14 protein-coding genes are annotated in these 20186 nt (G+C 66.8%); 4 read left to right on the forward strand and 10 right to left on the reverse strand.

From position 1 onward, the window contains the following. The 3 genes from secD to AC1D0P_RS05305 form a co-directional block, all read right to left on the reverse strand. The coding region (secD, locus tag AC1D0P_RS05295) for a protein translocase subunit SecD (RefSeq protein WP_477675743.1) at positions 1-1728 on the reverse strand (1728 nt) is incomplete at its 3' end. A gap of 106 nt (positions 1729-1834) precedes the next feature. Next, a complete protein-coding gene (gene yajC, locus AC1D0P_RS05300) occupies positions 1835-2182 on the reverse strand; it encodes a preprotein translocase subunit YajC (protein ID WP_477655865.1) in 348 nt (115 codons plus the stop codon). An 82-nt stretch (positions 2183-2264) separates the two neighbouring features. Then, positions 2265-5831, reverse strand: a complete 3567-nt coding sequence (locus AC1D0P_RS05305; RefSeq protein WP_477675744.1) for an indolepyruvate ferredoxin oxidoreductase family protein — start codon at positions 5829-5831, stop codon at positions 2265-2267. Positions 5832-5997: 166 nt separating this feature from the next. Between AC1D0P_RS05305 and AC1D0P_RS05310 the strand changes: the two genes are divergently transcribed. Continuing rightward, entirely contained in the window at positions 5998-6447 is a 450-nt protein-coding gene (locus AC1D0P_RS05310; protein ID WP_477675759.1) for an Lrp/AsnC family transcriptional regulator, read from the forward strand. Positions 6448-6518: 71 nt separating this feature from the next. Here AC1D0P_RS05310 and AC1D0P_RS05315 read toward each other — a convergent pair whose 3' ends face one another. Beyond that, complete coding sequence (locus tag AC1D0P_RS05315; RefSeq protein ID WP_477675745.1) at positions 6519-6914, reverse strand: hypothetical protein; 396 nt, start codon at positions 6912-6914, stop codon at positions 6519-6521. A 159-nt stretch (positions 6915-7073) separates the two neighbouring features. On the opposite strand from AC1D0P_RS05315, the gene AC1D0P_RS05320 reads away from it, so the two are divergent. Further along, positions 7074-7727 carry a hypothetical protein gene (locus AC1D0P_RS05320; RefSeq protein ID WP_477675746.1) on the forward strand — a complete coding sequence of 218 codons (654 nt, stop codon included), beginning with the start codon at positions 7074-7076 and terminating at the stop codon, positions 7725-7727. 73 nt (positions 7728-7800) lie between these two features. On the opposite strand, the gene AC1D0P_RS05325 is transcribed toward AC1D0P_RS05320, so the two are convergent. Further along, positions 7801-8193, reverse strand: coding sequence for a hypothetical protein (locus tag AC1D0P_RS05325; RefSeq protein ID WP_477675747.1), 393 nt, complete (start codon positions 8191-8193; stop codon positions 7801-7803). A gap of 20 nt (positions 8194-8213) precedes the next feature. Further along, positions 8214-9455 carry a murein transglycosylase A gene (gene mltA, locus AC1D0P_RS05330; RefSeq protein WP_477675748.1) on the reverse strand — a complete coding sequence of 414 codons (1242 nt, stop codon included), beginning with the start codon at positions 9453-9455 and terminating at the stop codon, positions 8214-8216. On the opposite strand from mltA, the gene AC1D0P_RS05335 reads away from it, so the two are divergent. Next, positions 9403-9546: a hypothetical protein gene (locus AC1D0P_RS05335; protein WP_477655858.1), complete on the forward strand. Its 144-nt coding sequence runs from the start codon at positions 9403-9405 to the stop codon at positions 9544-9546. The two genes, mltA and AC1D0P_RS05335, sit on opposite strands and share 53 nt — an antisense overlap. A 13-nt stretch (positions 9547-9559) precedes the next feature. Here AC1D0P_RS05335 and AC1D0P_RS05340 read toward each other — a convergent pair whose 3' ends face one another. From AC1D0P_RS05340 to AC1D0P_RS05355, 4 genes are read right to left on the reverse strand one after another with little or no spacing between them, the layout of a single operon-like run. Beyond that, a complete protein-coding gene (locus AC1D0P_RS05340) occupies positions 9560-10186 on the reverse strand; it encodes a response regulator transcription factor (RefSeq protein WP_477675749.1) in 627 nt (208 codons plus the stop codon). Positions 10187-10195: 9 nt separating this feature from the next. Then, positions 10196-12283 carry a two-component system sensor histidine kinase NtrB gene (locus tag AC1D0P_RS05345; RefSeq protein ID WP_477675750.1) on the reverse strand — a complete coding sequence of 696 codons (2088 nt, stop codon included), beginning with the start codon at positions 12281-12283 and terminating at the stop codon, positions 10196-10198. 13 nt (positions 12284-12296) lie between these two features. Further along, positions 12297-13103: a carbon-nitrogen hydrolase family protein gene (locus tag AC1D0P_RS05350; RefSeq protein ID WP_477675751.1), complete on the reverse strand. Its 807-nt coding sequence runs from the start codon at positions 13101-13103 to the stop codon at positions 12297-12299. A 2-nt stretch (positions 13104-13105) separates the two neighbouring features. Then, positions 13106-17341: a YhdP family protein gene (locus AC1D0P_RS05355; RefSeq protein ID WP_477675752.1), complete on the reverse strand. Its 4236-nt coding sequence runs from the start codon at positions 17339-17341 to the stop codon at positions 13106-13108. A gap of 73 nt (positions 17342-17414) precedes the next feature. Here AC1D0P_RS05355 and glnE point away from each other — a divergent pair, with 73 nt between their 5' ends. Then, on the forward strand, positions 17415-20186 hold the full coding sequence (gene glnE, locus AC1D0P_RS05360) for a bifunctional [glutamate--ammonia ligase]-adenylyl-L-tyrosine phosphorylase/[glutamate--ammonia-ligase] adenylyltransferase (protein WP_477675753.1): 2772 nt from the start codon (positions 17415-17417) through the stop codon (positions 20184-20186).

A 20186-nucleotide genomic window follows, 5' to 3' on the forward strand; every position in this document is an offset into this window, starting at 1 on the left:
GTGCACCACCGCGAAGCCGCGGACCGGGCCGGAACCAAAGGCCAGCAAGGCCAGGCCGGCGATCAGCGTCGAGATGTTGGAGTCCAGGATGGTGGCCCAGGCCCGTTCATAGCCCGCGTGGATGGCCGCCTGCGGCGATGCCCCGCTGCGCAGCTCTTCACGCACGCGCTCGTTGATCAGCACGTTGGAGTCGATGGCCATGCCCAGCGCCAGCGCCATGGCCGCCATGCCGGGCAGGGTCAGGGTCGCCTGCAACATGGACAGCACCGCCACCAGCAACAGCAGGTTGACGGCCAGTGCCAGGCCGGAGAACAGGCCGAAGAGCATGTAATACGCCGCCATGAAGGCCACGATCACGACAAACCCCCAGGACACGCTGTGAAAGCCCTTGGAGATGTTGTCGGCGCCCAGGGTCGGGCCTATGGTGCGCTCCTCGATGATTTCCATGGGCGCGGCCAGCGAGCCGGCGCGCAGCAGCAGCGCCAGGTCGTTGGCTTCGGTGACGCTCATGGAGCCGGAAATCTGGAAGCGGTTGCCGAGCTCACCCTGGATGACGGGCGCCGTCAGGACCTCGCCCTTGCCTTTTTCGAACAGCACGATGGCCATGCGCTTCTTGAGGTTTTCGCGGCTGGTGTCGCGCATGATGCGCCCGCCCTTGGCATCGACCGTGAGGTCCACCTTGGGCTGCTGGTTCTGCGAGTCGAAGCCGGGCTGGGCATCCGTCAGGCTCTCGCCGGTCAGGATCACCTGCTTCTTGACGATCACCGCCTGGCCGTTGCGTTCGAAGAAGCGCTCGTCGCCGAAAGGGACCGCGCCGGTATTGCCCGCGGCGGCCCGAGCCTCGGCGCTGTCGTCCACCAGGCGCATTTCCAGCGTGGCGGTGCGGCCCAGGATGTCCTTGGCCTTGGCCGTGTCCTGCACGCCGGGCAGTTGCACCACGATGCGGTCTATGCCCTGCTGCTGGATCACCGGCTCGGCCACGCCCAGCTCGTTGATGCGGTTGTGCAGGGTCACGATGTTCTGTTTGAGCGCCTGGTCCTGGATACGGCGCGCGGCTTCAGGCTTGATGCTGGCCGTCAGCTTGTATTCGGTGCCGTCCGGCGCATCGACGGTCTGCAGGTCGGCGAACTGGTCCTGGATCAGCCCTTTGGCGGAGGCCAGGGTGGCGGAGTCGCGCACCTTGATTTCAATGGCCTGCCCATTGCGGCTGATGCCGCCGTGCCGGATGTTCTTCTCGCGCAACGACAGGCGGATGTCGCCGGCCAGGGATTCGGCACGCTTGGTCAGCGCCGCCTGCATGTCCACCTGCAGCATGAAATGGACGCCGCCGCGCAAGTCCAGCCCGAGGTACATCGGGAAGGCATGCAGCGAAGTCAGCCAGGCGGGCGAACGCGACAGCAGATTGAGCGCGACCACATAGGATTGATCGTTCGCATCGGGCGCCAGGGCTTTCTGGATGGCATCCTTGGCCTTGAGCTGCGTGTCGGTGTCGCCGAAGCGCGCCTTGATGGAATTACCTTCGAGCGTGATGGCGTCGGCCGCGATGCCGGCGTCCTTGAGGGACTGCTCGACCTTGGCGAGGGTCGTGCTGTCGACTTTGACGATGGATTTGCTGCTGGACACCTGGACCGCAGGCGCTTCACCGAAGAAATTGGGCAGTGTGTACAGAGCCGCGATCAGCAGCGCGACCACGATGATGGCGTACTTCCAGGCCGGATAACGATTCATGGGAGGGCTGTTCCTGGTGGACAAATGAACAAAAGGGGCGCCCGCATCAAGCAGCAGCCCCGATATACCGCAAGCCCCTGTGGATCCTCACAAGGGGCCTGATGCCTTACTTGGCCGTGCCGATCGCGCCCTTGGGCAGGACCTGGATGATGGCGCTGCGCTGCATCTGCACCTCAACGCCGGGGGCCAGCTCAAGGGTCAGGTAAACGTCACCCAGCTTGCTCACCTTGCCGAGCAGGCCGCCGGCCGTCGCGACTTCATCGCCCTTGGCCAGCGCGTCGATCATGGCGCGATGCTCCTTCTGCTTTTTCATCTGCGGGCGGATCATGACGAAATACAGCACCACAAACATCAGCACCAGGGGCAGCATGCCCTGAAGCGAGGACAGCGACATCATGTCGCCACCGGCGGCTGCGGCTGGAGCGGTTTGGGCAAAGGCGGAAGAAATGAACACGGCTAACTCCACAACATATTAAAGACACACTGGCGCGCGCGCCGTCCAGCACGGACAGGCCGGGGTCGGGGCGGCCCCAGGCTCAGGCGGCTTTCCGCTGGACGGTAGATCCGGGGGTACGAAAGGACTGCATCAACGCGGCCCATTGCGGCCGCGCGGCGGCCAGGTGGCGCGCCTTGACGTGGCCATAGCCCTTGATCATTTCGGGAATCCGGGCGATTTCCAGCGCCGTGGCGTGGTTTTCGGCCGTCAGGCCCGCCAGCACTTCTTCCAGGCTGGTTTTGTATTCCTCGATCAGGGCCCGCTCCGTGCGCCGCTCTTCGGTGCGGCCAAAGACGTCCAGCGGGGTGCCGCGCAGGCCCTTCAGGCGGGCCAGCACCTTGAACGCACCCAGCATCCAGGGGCCGAACTGCTTCTTCTGCAGTTCGCCTTTGTCGTTTTTCGACGCAATGAGCGGCGGCGCCAGGTGGTAATGAAGCTTGAAGTCGCCTTCAAACATGGCGTTCACTTTGCCCAGGAAGGCCGTGTCGGTGTGCAGGCGCGCCACCTCGTACTCGTCCTTGTAGGCCATCAGCTTGAACAGGTAACGCGCCACGGCTTCGGTCAGCGTCGTTTTGCCGAGCACCGCCTCGGCGCCCCGCACCTGCTCGACAAAGGACTGGTAGGACTGGGCGTAGGCGGCGTTCTGGTAGGCCGTGAGGAAGTCCACCCGCTTGGCCAGCATTTCGGCCAGTGCCGGCTTCTTCACGAATTCGATGACCTGCGCCGCCTTGAACAAAGCCTGCACCGATGCCAGGTCGTGCGCGCAGCGACGGCCCCATTCAAAGGCCGCCTTGTTGTTGTCGACCTGCACGCCGTTGAGCTCGATCGCGCGCATCAGCGCGGCATGCGACAGCGGCACGCGCCCTTTTTGCCAGGCGAAGCCCAGCATCAGCGGGTTGGTGTAGATCGAATCGCCCACCAGCTGCACCGCCACTTGCTCGGCATCGAAGCTGCCCAACAAGTCAGCGCCCACTGCGGAAGTGACGGCAGTTTCGCAATTGCCGCCCGGAAACTGCCAGCCGGGGTTGGTCACAAAAGCCGCCGTCGGCGTGCCATGCGAATTCATGGCTACGTAGGTGCGGCCCGGCTGCATGACGGTCAGCGTGTATTTGCTGGCGGCCACGATGGGGTCGCAGCCTATGACCAGGTCGGCCTTGGCGGTGTCGACCTTGGTGGTGTAAATCGCTTCGGGCCGGTTGGCGATCTGGATGTGGCTCCAGGTGGCGCCGCCTTTTTGCGCCAGGCCGCCCGCGTCCTGGGTGACCACGCCCTTGCCTTCAATGTGCGCGGCCATGCCCAGCAACTGGCCGATGGTGATGACACCGGTACCGCCTACGCCGCCGACCACAATGCCCCAGGCGTGTTCGGCCACGGGCAAGATGGGTTCTGGAACCGGCGGCAGGCTGTTGGGCGCGCCCTTCTTTTCTTTCTTCGGTTTCTTCAACTGGCCGCCCTCGACCGTGATGAAGCTGGGGCAAAAGCCCTTCACGCAGGAATAATCCTTGTTGCAGGTGTTCTGGTTGATGCGGCGCTTGCGGCCGAACTCGGTCTCCAGCGGCTCCACCGACAGGCAGTTGGACTGCACCGAGCAATCGCCGCAGCCTTCGCAGACCAATTCGTTGATGACCACGCGTTTTTCCGGGTCCACCAGGGTTCCCCGTTTGCGGCGGCGGCGTTTTTCCGTCGCGCAGGTCTGGTCGTAAATGATGGCGGTCGTGCCCTTCAGTTCGCGGAACTCGCGCTGGATGCGGTCCAGTTCGTCGCGGTGGTGCACCGTCACGCCCTCGAGCAGCGGCGCGCTGTCGTATTTTTGCGGCTCGTCGGTCACGATCACCAGTTTGGCCACGCCCTCGGCGCGCAGGCTTTGCATGATCTGCAGCACCGAGTGGCCCTCCGGCCGCTCACCAACCTGCTGGCCGCCGGTCATGGCGACCGCGTCGTTGTAAAGAATCTTGTAGGTGATGTTCACGCCCGAGGCGATGGCCTGGCGTATCGCCAGCAGCCCGCTGTGGAAGTAGGTGCCGTCGCCGAGGTTGGCAAAAATATGCGCGTCGGTTGTGAAGGCCGCCTGGCCCACCCAGGTCACGCCCTCGCCGCCCATCTGGGTGAAGGTGGAGGTGGAGCGGTCCATCCAGGTCGCCATGTAGTGGCAACCTATGCCGGCCACGGCGCGTGAGCCTTCTGGCACGCGTGTGCTGGTGTTGTGCGGGCAGCCGCTGCAGAACCAGGGCGCGCGCTCGCCGGTGTCGGCCTTGCCTTCAGCGAGAGCCCGTTCACGCCCCTCGATCACGGCCAGGCGCTCGTCCATGCGAGAGATCACATCGGCCGGCACGCCGAGTTTTTTCAGGCGCTTGGCGATCGCCTTGGCGATGATGGCAGGCGTCAGGTCGGCCTTGGCGCGCAGCAGCCAGTTGTCGCTCGGGTTGGAGCGGCCCCATTCGCCGCCCGAGGCATCGCCCTCGGGTTCGTCGAACTTGCCCAGCACGTTGGGCCGCACATCGGCGCGCCAGTTGTAGAGCTCTTCCTTGATCTGGTATTCGATGACCTGGCGTTTTTCTTCCACCACCAGGATTTCCTGCAGGCCTTCGGCGAAGTCGCGCGTGATGGTGGCCTCCAGCGGCCAGACCACGTTGACCTTGTGCAGGCGAATGCCCAACTGGTGGCAGGTCTCTTCATCAAGCCCCAGGTCGGCCAGCGCCTGCYGCGTGTCGTTGAWGGCCTTGCCGCTGGCGATCAGGCCGAAGCGGTCCTTGGGACCGGCGATGACGTTGTAATTAAGCTTGTTGGCGCGGATGTAGGCCAGCGCGGCATACCATTTGTAGTCCATCAGCCGCGCTTCCTGCTCCAGCGGCGCGTCGGGCCAGCGGATGTGCAGGCCGCCGGGCGGCATCTCGAAGTCTTCGGGGATGATGATCTTCACGCGGTCCGGGTCGACCAGGATGGAGCTCGAGGACTCCACGACTTCCTGGATGGTTTTCATGCCCGACCAGACACCCGAAAAACGGCTCATGGCGAAGGCGTGCAGCCCCATGTCCAGGATGTCCTGCACATTCGACGGGAAGAACACCGGCAGGCCGCAGGCCTTGAAAATGTGGTCGCTCTGGTGGGCGGCGGTGGAGCTTTTGGAGACGTGGTCGTCGCCGGCGATGGCGATCACGCCGCCGTGTTTGGCGGTGCCGGCCATGTTGGCGTGCTTGAAGACGTCCGAACAGCGGTCCACACCCGGGCCCTTGCCGTACCAGATGCCGAACACGCCGTCGAATTTCTTGCTTTGCGGGTACAGGTCCAGCTGCTGCGTGCCCCAGACGGCAGTGGCCCCTAGTTCCTCATTGACGCCGGGCTGGAACACGATGTTCTGCGCGGCCAGGTGCTTTTTCGCGGCCCACAGCGCCTGGTCATAGCCGCCCAGCGGCGAGCCGCGGTAGCCGCTGACAAAACCCGCCGTGTTCAGGCCTTCCATGGCATCGCGCGTGCGCTGCAGCATGGGCAGGCGGACCAACGCCTGGACTCCGCTCATGAAAGCACGGCCGCGGCCTAAGCTGTATTTGTCGTCGAGCGTGACGGTTTCCAGCGCCCTGCGGATGTGCTCGGGAAGTGGGGCGTTCATGCTGCATCTCCCATGCGAACAAACTCGACGACAAATACAGCACAGCCGGCTTCGCCGCCTGAATACTTATGCCTTCGGCGAAACCCGCTTCGCGAGTTTTCGTCGAGGGTGACGGTCTCCAGGGCCTTGCGGATGTGTTCAGGTAGGGGCGCGAGATAAGTTTGACATCGCAATCCTGAATGAGTTGCAGCTGGATGCGCGCCTGACGAACACCGAGCTGGCTTCGCGTGTGGGCCTGTCGGCCGCGCCCTGCTGGCGGCGTGTGCGGGCGCTGGAAGAAAGCGGTTTCATCACCGGCTACCGGGCCGAGATCAACCGCCACAAGATCGGGCTGGGCGTGCTGGCTTTTGTGCGGCTGGACGCCGACCGCAACAGCGGCGACGCCACGCGCCAGCTCGAGGAGGCCATCAAGAAGCTGCCGGAGATCGTCTCCTGCCACTACATCAGCGGCACCGGCACCTTTGAACTGCAGGTGGTGGCACAGGACCTGGAGGCCTTCAGCAAGTTCGCGCTGCAAAACCTGATCAACCTGCCCAATGTGAAGGACCTGCACACCAGTTTTTCACTGGGCGAGGTCAAAGCCAGCAGCGCGCTGCCGCTCGGGCATTTAAGCTAGTCCGCAGGCCGGCAACGCTCTCCAAAGCAGCCCCGGGAAACCTGGGAATGCTCGAACCCGCGCTCAGGCCTTCATTTCGAGGGCGRTTTTTCGGCGTTCACCAGGTTGCCGCTGGGCAGAACTATCCACTTGTCCGTGTTCACTTTATTGCCGTCAACATTGATTTGCCACCTGCCGAGGTCCACATAGGCAATGATGGAATGACAGTCGGCCGAAGAGGTGCAAAGTAAAAATTGGGCCCACCCGTCCGAGGCGCTGTTTTTGAAATACCAGGAAGACCACCATTTAAAGTGAATCGGCTTGTTGGCTTCACGTGACCCCGTGGCAACCAGGTATGCGGCCAAACCGTTCTTCGCCATCGGAAACATATCCGCCGAAGCGATGCGATAAGCACCGAGGCCGACGCTGGCGGCGTACGCGGCAACAATGCCAAAAATCCAGGCGATAACTTTTGTTTTGGGGTTCATGGGAACACGGATTTAATCACGGCGCTCACACCCTCTGAGGCGTGAGACGGCGGTCGGGCAACTGACTTCAGTACCATGTTAGCTTGCCTTGACCGGAACAAGCACTTTATATGGGGGGCTCTGCTCTCTCCCCTTGGTTCGCCTGCCCTGGAGATCTCCATGACGAAATTCCGAAACGCCGTTTGCGCCCTGTGCCTGCTGCCATCCATGTTCGCCCCCGCCTGGCTCATGGCGCAGCCATCGGCCAATTCAAGCCCTGAAGCGCTGCCCATGCGCAACCTGCAAATTGAAGTTCGGCAGGCCGGCAGCAGCCTGCGCTCCCAGAGCGCCTTGGGCGCACAGGGCGGTATCGTCCTGCAACCGGGACGTTCGGGCGCGAACGCCCACATCACGGCCCAGGACAGCCAGCGTAGCGACACACGCGACCTGGTGCAACGGGTGCTGGTACTCAACGGCCGACCCGCCAACATCAACCTGGGCAACAGCCAGCCGCTGCGGCTGGTGCAGGGGCGCCAGGCCGCCACCGTGTTCATCGATGCCAACAGCGGCTTTTCGGCACGGCCCCTCTGGTACGGCGGCGACAGCGTGGAGCTCGAACTGGCCGCCGGACAAGCCAGCCGCACAGGCTCGTCGCCGACGGCGCCCTTGTCCTCATCGTCCACCAGCACCTCGCTGAGCGTGCGCCTCGGGGAATGGGTCACCGTGGCCGAGTCCGACGACGCGAGCGCCGGCAACAGCAGCGGCATCGCCGACAGCCGGCAATCGACCCGTCGCGACGGGATGCGCGTGGAAGTCCGCCTCTCGGTACGTTAAAAGCCACTCAAAAACCCCTCCTGGCGTTGTTGCGCCGCCTTGCCGTACTGGTGTACTGTCTGCGGCGACGCGCCTAGCCAGGACCGCTTCGCTGGGCTTTGTGAGCGGCTTCGGCTCGGGAAATTCGGGGAAGGTCAGTCGCGCAGCGCACGCAGCGCGCCACCAAAGGCAGCAAGGGATAGCGCAACACCGCTTCACGACCGCTGGCGCCCAGGCCGAATTCGGCGCGCATGCGCGGGTTGCTGTACACCGTCTGGCGCGGCCCTTCGCCGCCGGCGTCGCGCTGGAGCAGGTCACGTCCGCCTGAGCCTTCCAGCACCGCCGTGTCATCGATGAACCTGGCGCGAAACTCGATGCCGTGCTCGCAGCGGTACAGCGGGCCCGCATCCTGCCAGTTGCCGCCGGCGCAGCCGCCCAATGCCGCCATCGCCAACAGCGCCGCAAAGGTATTCCTTGCCTTGTTCATGATGACTCCTGAAGAAGGGTTCAGCGGGGCCAGAGCACCCACAGCCGCAGCGGCTGGTTCATGCGCGCGGCGAACTGGCCGGCCTCGGGTCCGGTGCCGGCGAAATAGTCGGCCCTCACCGCACCCACGATGGCGCTGCCGGTGTCCTGCGCCAGCACCAGTTTTTGCAGGCTGCCCGCCGCGCCGCGAGAGGCCAGCCACACCGGTGTGCCGTAGGGAATGCTGCCCGGGTCGACCGCGATGGAGCGTCCCGGCGTGAGCGCCACGCCCTGCGCGCCCTTGGGGCCGAAGGCTGTGTCGAGTTCGCTCAGGGGCTGCTCCTGAAAGAATGTATAGCGCGGGTTGCTCCAGAGCATCTGCTGCACGCGTTGTGGCGGATTTTTCGCGGCCCAGGCCTTGGTGGACTCGATCCAGGGCGCGGTCATGCGGCCTTCGCCCTGGTCCAGCAGCCATTGGGTGACGCTGCGAAAGGGCTGCTCGTTGGAACCGGCATAGGCCACGCGCACCATGCGCTGCGAGCCGTCGGGCTCGGTCAGGCTGAGCCGGCCCGAACCCTGGATGTGCAGCGACATCGCCTCGACCGGATCGGCCAGCCAGGCGATCTCGCGGCCACGCAGCGCCGACTTCGCTTCGGGGGAGGTGTCGATCTCCTGCCGCGAGAACCACGGCTTGCGGCTGGCCAGCGAGGCCGGCGGACGGTACAGCGGCACCTCGTAGCCCGCGCCGGCCTGGCGGCTGGCCTTGAGCACGGGCTCGTAATAACTGGTCAGCAGCCCGTCGGCCGCCCCCTGCAGGCTTTCGACGCGATAGGGCTGCAGCCGGCTCACCATCCAGTTGCGCTGTGCGTCGGCCGAGGCGATGCTCAGGCGGCGCACCTCGGCGCACAGGGGCGCGAAGACAGGGCCCGGCCGCTCGCAGCTCTTGAGCCAGGCGTTCCAGGCCTCGAACAGCGCGTCTTCTTCAAAGCCCGGCAGCTCGGCCCAGCGGACCGCCACCCAGCGGCTTTTGCCCTGCACCAAGGGCGCGGGCAAGGGGCCGGAATCGCCGGTACGGCTGCCGGCCGCGGCAGGCTCCCCCGCCGGCGCCGACGAGGGCGGCAGCGGCGGGCTGGCGCAAGAGGCCAGAAAGGCCGTGATGGCGATAATCGTCCCAAGCCGCATGGAGCGTTTTTCATGCACGGCGCGTATCGACGGTATCCAAGGAAATGTCATGGCCTTACTTTTGCTGGAAGCCCTGGGGGCGTTGCTGCTGCTGGTGTTCATTGTGTGGTGGACGATGTTCTCGGGCCGCAAGAACGGTGAACTGAAGGAGCCGGAACCGCCGGCGCCCGGCCTGGAATCCGACAAGAAGTAAGCGGCCTCCGGCGCTACAGGTTGCGCAGCAGGTTGGCGAGTTCCACCGCCGATTTGACACCCATTTTGTCAAACACCCGCGCCCGGTGAACCTCCACCGTGCGCACGCTGATGTCCAGCTGGTCCGCGACCAGCTTGTTGGGCAGGCCGCCCACCACCAGGCGCATCACGTCGCGCTCGCGGTCGGTGAGGCCGTCGATGCGCGCCTGCAGGCCGGTGGACTGGCTGTGCTGCGCCAGCGCCGCGGCGGAATGGTTGAGCGCCTGCTCGATGCGGTCCACCAGCGCGTTGTCCGAAAACGGTTTTTCGCAAAAATCAAAGGCGCCGCGCTTGACGGCATCGACGGCCGTGGGAACGTCGGCATGGCCCGTGAGGAAAATCACCGGCAGCGTCGGCAACAAGCCGTAACCAATGAGCTTTTCAAACATGGCCAGGCCGCTCAGGCCCGCCATGCGCACGTCCAGCAGCACGCAGGAGGGCGAGCGCACTTCGAAGCCCTTTGACACCCGGGCGTCGAAGGCCTCGGCGCTGTCGAAGGTCTCGCTCAGCAGGCGGCGTGAGCGCAGCAGCCAGGCCAGCGCGTCGCGCACGCTGGCGTCGTCGTCGACGATGTAGACGGTGGCATTGTGAATCGGTTCCATGGCTGTCCTTCAGGCTTGCGGTGATTCGCCGTCCCGGGCCGGCGCCGCGGGCAGGGTGAAACTGAAAATCGTACCCTGCGGTTCGGCCGCTTCAAATCCGAGGAAACCGCCGTGCTGTTCTATCACGGTGCGGCACAGGCTGAGCCCCAGGCCCATGCCCTCCTCCTTGGTGGTGAAAAAAGGCGTGAAGAGGCGCTCCGCGACATCCCCGGCAATGCCCTCGCCGCGGTCGATCACGGCGAACTCGACCCAGCGGCTGTGCGCGTTGGAAGCGGCGGGGCGTATGCGCAGGGTCAGCACCTTTTCGGCCGGCGCCCCGCCGCCGGCGGGCTGCGCGCCCTCCGGCGGCCCCTGCATGGCCTGCATGCCGTTGCGCGAGAGGTTGAGCAGCACCTGCTCGACCATGGTGCGGTCGCACAGCACGGGCTCGCAGGCCGGGTCGACCTCGATCACGACGCGCACGCCGAGCTTGCGGGCCTGCAGGCTCACCAGCGGCATGATGGCGTCGAGCAGCGCGCGCGGCGGCACCGCCTCGCGCACCTGGTCGCGCCGGCGCACGAAGTCGTGCACGCTCTTGATGACCTTGCCGGCGCGCTCGGCCTGCTCGGCGATGCGGCGCATGGCCAGCTGCAGGTCTTCGGACAAAGGCGCTGGCGTCGGGGCGGCCGCGCGCACCCGCTCGGCGCCGGTTTCCTCCTGCAGCAGGTTGAGCGAGCCGGTGGCGTAGCTGGAAATCGCCGCCAGCGGCTGGTTGAGCTCGTGGCTCAGCAGCGAGGCCATTTCACCCACCATGGCCAGCCTGGCCGTGGCCTGCAGGCGGTCCTGGCTGGCGCGCGAGAGTTCCTCGACGCGGCGCTGCTCGCTCACGTCGAGGATGGCGCTCATCCAGCCGGTGTGCTTGCCCACCGCGTTGATCAGCGGTGCCTCCATGATCAGCACCGGAAAGCGCGTGCCGTCGCGCCGCATGAAGACCGATTCATGGCCTTCGCGCGGCAGGTTGCTGCCCGCCAGCCGGATTTCCTGGCGCTGCTGGTAGACGCCGGCGAGTTCCGGCGGCCAGTAGGGCGAAGGAAAGCTCTGGTTCAGCAAATCCTTGGCCTCCACGCCCACCATCTTGCAAAACGCCGGGTTCACATAGGTGATGCGGCCCTGCAGGTCGCGCGCGCGCAGGCCTGTCAGCACCGAGTCTTCCATGGCCTTGCGAAAGGCCAGCGCCTCGCCCAGGTCGTGCTCGACCTTGAGGCGCCGCCGCATGTCCCTGGCCAGCAGGAAAAGCACCGCCATCAACGCCAGCGACATGGCGGTTACCAGCGCCGTCAGCACATTGGGGAACAGGGCCGGCGTGCCCAGCCGGCTTTCCATCCGGACCACCAGCGTGTTGCCCGGCAAATCGAGCAGTTGCTGCGCGATGTAGATGCGGTTGCCGCGCGAGGGCACACCGTGCAGCGCCAGCCGCGTGCCGTCGGCCTCGGTGAAGGACAGGCCGACGCCGCGCGCCAGCTGCCGGCCCACCAGTTCGCCCAGGATGTCCTGCAGAGAATAGGTGGCGACCGTATAGCCCGTGAGGCGGCCGGACACCACGATGGGCAGGCACATGTCCAGCACCTCCAGGCCCAGGCCGTCGCGCTGCGGCATGAAATAGCTGGTGGAGTAAGCCGCACCGCTCAGGCGCCGGGCGGTGGTGCAGGTCAAGCCCACGTCGGCCTGCATGCCGGCCCTGCCGAGCCGTTCGAACACCGAACTGCGGTAGGGCGTTTCGACAAAGGCCAGCACGTCCAGCGACTCGCCGCGCCACTCGAGCCGCATGATCTCGCGGTGCTCGCGCAGCACTTCGGCGGCCGGCGCATGCCATGCGCCGGGGGAGCGTTCGCCGGACTGCAGCGCCTGGAAGGTCTGGATGTTGCGCGTGAGGCCCGAACGGATGTCGGTGACGGTTTCGGCGGCGTCGTGCTCGAGCCGGCTTTGCACCATGCTGGATTCGTAACGCCCCGCCAGCCATACCAGGATGCCGAGCAAGGCCGCGACCAGCACCAGCAACAGGGCCCACAGCGACCAGCGCCGGCTGGCCCGGCTCACGTTGACGCGCGGAAACTTCACGCCCTGCGGCTCCTCACAGGACGCAGTGGCGCAAGGCCGGCAGGCGGTCGCGCACGCCCTGCAGGTTGGCGGCCAGAACTTCGRCCATCACCACCCCCGCACCCTCCTCGCGCCCGGCCAGGATCTGGCCCCAGGGATCGATGGCCATGGTGTGGCCCCAGGTGTGGCGCCCGTTTTCGTGGATGCCGCCCTGGGCCGCCGCCAGCACATAGGCCTGGTTCTCGATGGCCCGCGCGCGCAGCAGCACTTCCCAGTGCGCCTGGCCGGTGGTGTAAGTAAAGGCGCTGGGCACCAGCAGCACGTCGGCCTTCAGGGCGCGGTAGAGCTCGGGAAAGCGCAGGTCGTAGCAGACGCTCATGCCTATGGTGTAAACATGGCCGTCGCGCGATGCCAGCTCGAAGCGCACGGGCTGCGTGCCGGGCTCCAGCACGCGCCTTTCGTCGTAGTCTTCCTGGCCCTGGGCGAAGCGAAACAGGTGGATCTTGTCGTAGCGGGCCGCGCATTCGCCCGAGGGCGCATAGGCCAGCGAGCAGTTGCGGGCGCGGCCGGGGTCGGCCGTGGCCATGGGCAAGGTGCCGCCGACAATCCAGAGCCCGAGTTCGCGCGCCGACCGGCTCAGGAAATCCTGGAGAGGGCCCTGGCCGGGCGTCTCCTGGAACTGCAGCTTGTCGGTGTCCTTGCGGCCCATGATGCAGAAATACTCGGGCAGCACCGCCAGTTCGGCGCCCTGCGCCGCGGCCTGCCCGAGCAGCTGGTGCGCCACTTCGAGGTTGTCCTCGATGCGGGTGCCCGACACCATTTGGATAGCGGCTACTTTCATGGTCAGCGTGTCTCCGTGGAAGCCTGGCTGGGCTTGTTGTCGGCCTGGGCCTTGCGGTCCAGCTTGGTGACCCGAGGGTCGGACCAGGTGCCGTCGATGTGGAACTCCTGGGTGGCCGCCTGCATCAGGGGCCGGCGTAAAAACATCTGCGCCAGGAAGCTGCCCAGGCCGATGGCGGGGTTGATGGCGGTGGCGATCAGCGAGGCCGTGCCGGCGTTGATTTCCGGCACCACCACGACCTTGATGTCCTGCGTTTCCTTGGCGATGTCAGCCGAGCCTTCCATGAGCACGGCGGCGTTGACGCCGCGCATCTGCAGGTTGTTGGTGTAGGCCACGCCCTGGTTGATGTTGACGTCGCCGCGGACGAAGTCGAAGGCGAAGCCCTCGGAAAAAACATCACGGAAATCCAGCGCCAGCCGCCGGGGCAGGGACTGCAGGCTCAGCACGCCCAGCAGCTTGGCGATGCCCGGGTCGGCCTTGACGAACTGCCCCGACTCGACGTTGACGTTGAACTGCCCGCTCATGGACGGGTAGTCAAAGCTCAGGGGTGAGCCCACCCAGGCCACCTGGCCTTCGAGCTTGCCCTTGCCGCGGCGGATCACCTCGCCCATGCCGAAGCGCTTGAGCAGCGCCCCCGAGTCGGAGATCTCCAGCTTGAAGTTCATCACCGTGCGGCGGCGTTCGGCGGCCGTGCGCGCGGCGGCGCGGTTGGCGCCCGCCGCGGCGGCGCCCTGTGCATTCAGCGCCACCCAGTTGCCGTTGGCGGTCAGCACGGCTTCGGGAAGGATCACGTTGAGTTTGTTCAGCCGCCATTCGCGCACACCCTCGCGCGCTGCGGCCGACGCGCCGCGGTTGACGGCCTCGATCTCGACCCGGCCCAGCTTCTTGCCGCGCAGCTCCAGGTCTTCCACCACGATGTCCAGGGCCGGGATGCTGGAGGGCTGCTCGTTCAGGATGGCCTCCACGTCGTTGGCGGTGCCGGGCTCCAGGCTCAGGCGTGAGAGCCGCGCATAGACGCGCCCGGCGCCTATGCCGCCGGGCTGGCGGAATTCCACATAGCCATTGAGTTCGGTCGCGTCGATGTTGGCGCGCCAGGTCAGGCCCTCACGCGAGCCGCCCACCACCACGTTGTTGAGCTTGCGTCCTTCCACCACCAGCTCTTTGGCGCGTATGGCCATGGTGGTCGGCAGATAGCTCATGGCGGCAGTCGCGGCGGCGCGATTGAGCGCGGCGGACGCCGCCGGCGGAGCCGCCTGCAGCGTGCCGCCGACCGTCGAGTCGCCCAGCAGCTTCTGCCAGGCGTCGAGGTCCACATGGGCCAGGTTGATGTTGGCCGCCACGCCGGCCTCCTGCAGCGGCGCGGTCTCGCCCGGCTCCAGCCCCACGGCGATGCCGCCGCGCAACACGCGCGGTTCGGTGCCGCTCAGGTCGCGTACATAGACGATGGAGGCCGTGCGCCCCACCGAGATCGACATCTGGTCTTCCAGCTTCTGCCCGGGAGCCATGGAGGCCTGCAGCAGGGCGTTTTCAAAACGCAGCGGCAAGGCCGCATCGGCGGTTTTGCTCAGGGGCGCGGGCAGGCTCAGCGCCATGCCCTGCAGGTTGCTGGCGACGGTCAGTTCCGGCATGCCGCGGCGAAACCCGAGCGTCGCCGTGTAGGCCGTGCTGCCGCTGGCGTTTTGCGCCATGCGCGCGAGCGGGCCCAGTTCCCTGGCTTGGCGTAAGCCTTCCGCGGTGACGCTGCCTTGCGCCTTGAAGGTCGTGACGGTTTCGGTCTCGCCGCCGCCCGTGGCGCGTGGCTGCGAGCGCAGGCCGCCGTCAAAACGCACATCGCCGCCCAGCAGTTTTGCCTGGCCGCCGGCGACGGAAAAGCCCTTTTCGCTCACGTTGACCACGCCCTTGAGTTTCGACAACATGGGCACAGCTGCCGAGAACTGCACGTCGTTGCCGGGCAGCGTGACAGTCCCTTCGACGCGGGACTTGTCGATCGAATGGATGGGCAATTCCAGGCGGAAGCGGTAGTCGCCCGTGCCGGTGGCGGTAGCCGCAGCCAGCGCGTGGCTGGTCATGCCGCCCACCGGCGACTGGTTGACGAAACCCAGGGCGTCGGCCAGCGCGCCCTTGAGGTCGACGTTCACATTGACCGTCGAGTTGTGGGTCAGGTCCGGAATGCGCGCCTCGCCCTTGACCAGTTGCAGGCCCGGCAGGCCCGCAACCTTGCCGCTGGCGCCGTTCACTTCAAGCGCCGCGCGGTTGAAGACCAGTTCACCGCCCAGCTCGGTCAGGGCCGGCCACGGCGCCGCACCGGCCGGCTGTATGGTCTTGGGCACATAGGCGAAATGACCGTTGCGGATTTTGGCGGACACCCGGAAGTCCCCTTGCGCGGGGTTGGCAAAGGGCAGGTGCTCGAGCGGGCCCTTGACCTTGAACTTCACGTCGCTGACCTGGCCCTGCACCACCGCATCGCGCACATAGTGGCGTACGGGGTCGGGCAGCACCAGCGGCAGGTAGCGGTGCACACGTGTGCCGTCACCCCGGCTCAGGCTGCCCTGCAAATCGAGCACACCGGGGAAGCGCTGGTCCGGCGCGCCCGCGACGAGCGCCGGGCCGGCCGCGTCCTGGGTGCGCCAGCTGACCTGCGCCTCGCCCTGGGCATCCGCGTTGGCGAACTGCAGGTTGCGCAGCTGCGCCTCGATTTTCCGGCCCGAGAATTTCCATTGGGCATCGACCGCCAGTTGGTCGAAGGGCACCAGCGAGTCTTCAAAGACGCCGGGCAGGTCGAGCGCGCCGTTGGTGATCCTCACCTTGGCCTGCCCGCCGTCCTGCGTGAGGTCAAAGTCGATCGCGGCGCCGCTGATGCCCGGCCTGCCGGGCTTCGGATGCGCCGGGGCGCCTGCCGTGGGCGCCGAAGCCGGGGCCGGCGGCGGCGGCAGCGCGGCAACGCTCAGGCCCGCGACCCGGCCTTTCGCGGCATAGCTGCTGGGCGCGGCCATGGTCCCCTGCCAGCGCGCCTCGACGGCCTCTACCAGCCCCTTGGGCGCGAAGGACGTGATGAAGCCGTGCGTGGCGGCATCCAGCGGCAGGCGGTTGGCGATCTGCGCGAGCGCGGCCAGGTCCAGCTTGTCGGCCTTGAGTTCCGTGTGCTGCGGCACGCCGGCCTCGTCGCCGGTGTGCACCAGGGCCACATTGCCGCCCGGCCACTGCAGGCCGTCACGGGTGCGAAAACGCAGGCCCTCGGTGTTGAAGTCGAAGCCGTTGGCGCGCTGGCTGCCGCCTATGCGCCCCGCGACGGATTCGAAAGCCAGCGGCTGGAGCTTGGCGCCGAAGCGGGCATCTACGTCCTGCAGCGCCACGTCGGCCGTCCCGCCGGTGATCCGGCCCTTGCTCACGTCGGCCCAGGCGCGCAGCGCGCCGTTGCCGCGCGCCAGCTCCACGCCCAGCGTGTCCATGTTGACGTACTGCCGGACGCGGGACGCATCGACGCGGGCGAACTCGGCGAACAGCTGTCCGGTCCAGGCGTCGAAATCGCCGGCGCTGCCGGAGAGCAAGGATTGGCGGAATATGCCCCTGACGCTGAAGCGGTCACCCCATTCGGCCGGCGGCGTGGCGTCCAGGCGCAGCAGGTGCCGACGGTGCGCGTTGCGCATGACCCAATCGACCTGCGTGAGCGCCAGCGGCGGCGCGCCTTGCAATTCGTCGGTCCAGCGCACGGTGCCGCCGCGCATGACAAATTCGGTTTGCGAGAAGAACCAGTCGGCCGCGGCGCTCTCGCCGCCCGCCCGGTCCTGCGAGACGTCCAGGCCGCCCACATAGATTTTTCCGTTCGCGGCGCGGCGGATGTCCAGCTCGGGCTTGTCGATGGAGATCTGCTCGAAACCCAGCCCCCAGATGGAAGAGGGCGACAGGGCGCCGAGCACGCGCGGCAGCCTCAGGGCTTCACGGCCCTGCGCATCCAGCAGGGTGACGTCGCGCAACTCGAAGGACGGGATCATCCCCTGGGTGTGCGCGGTGATTTCACCAATGCGCACAGGCACCCCCAGGGCCTTGCTGGCCTCTATTTCCAGGCGCGGACGGAATTCGCCGATTCGCGGCACAATCCAGCCATGCAGCACGAACCAGCTCAGGCCAAAGAGCAGCCAGGCAGCGGCGACAAGCCACAACAGGACGCGCAGGATGAGGGCAAGCCAATGCAGGCGGCGCGGCGGCAGGGTGGACAGGCTGGGAATCGTTGGCTCCATTGACTTGAGAATTATGACCGCCGGGGCCGGTATGCGCCCGGCGGGGGACCATGAAGTTTTGTGAAGTAGTGTGATGACCGTTGCTCTGACCGCCAGCCCTGACTCTCCTTCCGCCGCCGGACCGGCTGCACCGGGCGCGTCGGGCTATTCCCGCTTCGTCCAACGTGTTCGCCGCCGCTATGCAGAATTGCTGCCGCTGTTGCCTCCCGGTGCGCCGGTGCGCGCGGGCATGCAACTCGCCCTGGACGCGCTGCTGGCGCAGGGCCTGGAAACCGGCGCCGCCCTGCGCGTGCTGCGCCAGCTGGTCATGGAAAGGCTGGTGGTGCTGGACTGCGACGGCACCTGCGAAGATCAGGCGCCATTGAAGGTCGTGACCTGCGCCATGACTGAACTGGCGGAGCTGGCGCTGGATGTCGCGATGCGGGATTCGGCCCGCATGCTCGATGCGCAGCACGGCGCACCGCAGGGCCCCGGCCCGGAGCGCGCCCGGATGTGGGTGGTCGGCATGGGCAAGCTGGGGGCGCGCGAACTCAATGTCTCCAGCGACATCGACCTGATCTACGTCTACGACCACGACGGCGAAACCGCCGGGCGCGCCGACGGGCGCGGCCAGATATCGAACCACGAATATTTCGCGCACCAGGTCAAGGCCGTCTTCAGCCTGATCGGCGACGCCACCGAGCACGGCTTTGTATTCCGGGTGGACCTGGCGCTCAGGCCCAACGGCAATTCCGGGCCGGCCGCCGTCTCACTCAGCGCGCTGGAGGAATATTTCCAGGCGCAGGGCCGCGAATGGGAGCGCTTTGCCTGGCTCAAGAGCCGGGTGGTGGCGCCGCTGGAATGCATACAGAGCGGCTCCGCCCAGGCCCTGCGCGGCTCGGTGCTGCCCTTCGTGTTCCGGCGCTACCTGGACTACAACGTGTTCGACGCGCTGCGCACCCTGCACCGGCAGATCCGCGAGCACGCGGCCAAGCGCTGCGCCGGCCATCCCGAGCGCGCCAATGACGTCAAGATGTCGCGCGGCGGCATACGCGAAATTGAATTCACCGTGCAGCTGCTGCAGGTGGTACGCGGCGGGCAGTTTCCGGAACTGCGCACCCGCCCCACCGTCGACGCCCTGCAGCGCGTGGCCCGCGCGGGCCTGATGCCGCAGGAAACCGCCGACGCGCTGGCGCGGGCCTACGATTTCCTGCGCCGGGTGGAGCACCGCATCCAGTACCTGGACGACCAGCAGACCCATGTGCTGCCGACACGCGACGACGACCTGGCCTGGATCGCGGACACGCTGGGCTACGGCAACTGCTGCCCCTTCCTCAGCGAACTCGACGCGCACCGCGAACTGGTGGCCGGCGAGTTCGACAAGCTGCTGGGCGGCAAACCCGACTGCAAAGGCTGCGGCGGCAAGGCCAAGGCCCCGCCGCAACAGCTCGACGACCTGCTGGAGCAGCTTTCCGAACAATGGCCCGAGCAGTTCCGCGCCCGCCTGGCACTGTGGCGCCAGCATCCCCGGGTGCTGGCCCTGCGCGAGGATTCGCGCGCGCGCCTGACGCGGCTGGTGCAGCGCACCGCGGCCTGGCTGGCCGAGGGCGCGGTGACCGAAGAAGCGGCGGTGCGCATCATCGACTGGATAGAGCCCCTGCTCAGGCGGGAGAGCTACCTGGCGCTTCTGCTCGAACGCCCGGCCGTGCATGAGCGCCTGCTGCGCCTGCTGGGCGCGGCCAAGTGGCCCGCGCGCTATTTGCTGCAGCACCCCGGCGTGATCGATGAGCTGGCCAGCGACGAGCTGCTCAAGGAGCGCTTTGACGGCGCGGCCTTCGCCCACGACGTGGAACAGCGGCTGGCGGCCCTGCGCAGCACCGGCGAGGACGACGAGGAAACCTGCCTGAACCTGCTGCGCCGCGCCCACCACGCGGAGGTCTTCCGCACGCTGGCGCGCGACCTCGAAGGCGTGCTCACGGTCGAACAGGTGGCCGACGACCTGAGCGCGCTGGCCGAAGCCGTGCTGGACATCACCACCCGCTGGTGCTGGCAGCGCCTGAAAAACCGGCACCGCGAGACGCCGCAGTTCGCCATCATTGCCTACGGCAAGCTGGGCGGCAAGGAACTGGGCTACGGCAGCGACCTGGACATCGTGTTCGTCTACGAAGACGAGGATGAGCGCGCCCCCGAGGTCTATGCGGCCTTCGTGCGCAAGCTGATCAACTGGCTGACCATCAAAACCGGCGAAGGCGACCTGTTCGAGATCGACACGGCCCTGCGCCCCAACGGCAATTCGGGCCTGCTGGTCACGAGCTTCGAGGCCTATACCCGCTACCAGCAGCAGCGCGGCAGCAACACCGCCTGGACCTGGGAACACCAGGCCATGACGCGCGCGCGCTGCGTGCTCGGCGGCGATGCGCTGCGGCAGCGCTTCGACCAGGTGCGCGAGACCGTCATCACGGCCCCGCGCGACACCGTGGCGCTGCGCGGCGAAATTGTCGCCATGCGCGAGAAGGTGCGCAGCGCGCGTCCAGTGCGGGGCGACAAATTCGACGTGAAGCACAGCCCCGGCGGCATGGTGGACGCCGAGTTCGCGGTGCAATTCCTGGTGTTGTCCGAGTCCGCGCGGCATCCGGAGCTGATCGCCAACGTGGGCAACATTTCCCTGCTGCAGCGCGCCGAAGCCGCCGGCCTGTTGCCGGCCGGCGTGGGCCAGCGTGCCGCCGCGGCCTACCGCGAATTGCGGCGCGTCCAGCACCACGCGCGCCTCAACGAGGAGCCGACCCAGGTCAGCCCGCCGGCGCTCCAGGCCGAGTGCGACGCCATCCGGCAGCTGTGGATCTCCACTTTCAAATCAAACGACTGA

Source organism: Polaromonas sp. P1_G2 (assembly GCF_056405515.1).

What these genes read in the sequence shown, in the direction of transcription:
- AC1D0P_RS05320 (WP_477675746.1), top strand. Translation starts at nt 7,074, where the DNA reads ATGACGAAATTCCGAAACGCCGTTTGCGCCCTGTGCCTGCTGCCATCC.
- AC1D0P_RS05325 (WP_477675747.1), bottom strand. Translation starts at nt 8,193, where the DNA reads ATGAACAAGGCAAGGAATACCTTTGCGGCGCTGTTGGCGATGGCGGCA.
- AC1D0P_RS05335 (WP_477655858.1), top strand. Translation starts at nt 9,403, where the DNA reads ATGGCCTTACTTTTGCTGGAAGCCCTGGGGGCGTTGCTGCTGCTGGTG.
- mltA (WP_477675748.1), bottom strand. Translation starts at nt 9,455, where the DNA reads ATGAACACCAGCAGCAGCAACGCCCCCAGGGCTTCCAGCAAAAGTAAG.
- AC1D0P_RS05340 (WP_477675749.1), bottom strand. Translation starts at nt 10,186, where the DNA reads ATGGAACCGATTCACAATGCCACCGTCTACATCGTCGACGACGACGCC.
- AC1D0P_RS05355 (WP_477675752.1), bottom strand. Translation starts at nt 17,341, where the DNA reads ATGGAGCCAACGATTCCCAGCCTGTCCACCCTGCCGCCGCGCCGCCTG.
- glnE (WP_477675753.1), top strand. Translation starts at nt 17,415, where the DNA reads ATGACCGTTGCTCTGACCGCCAGCCCTGACTCTCCTTCCGCCGCCGGA.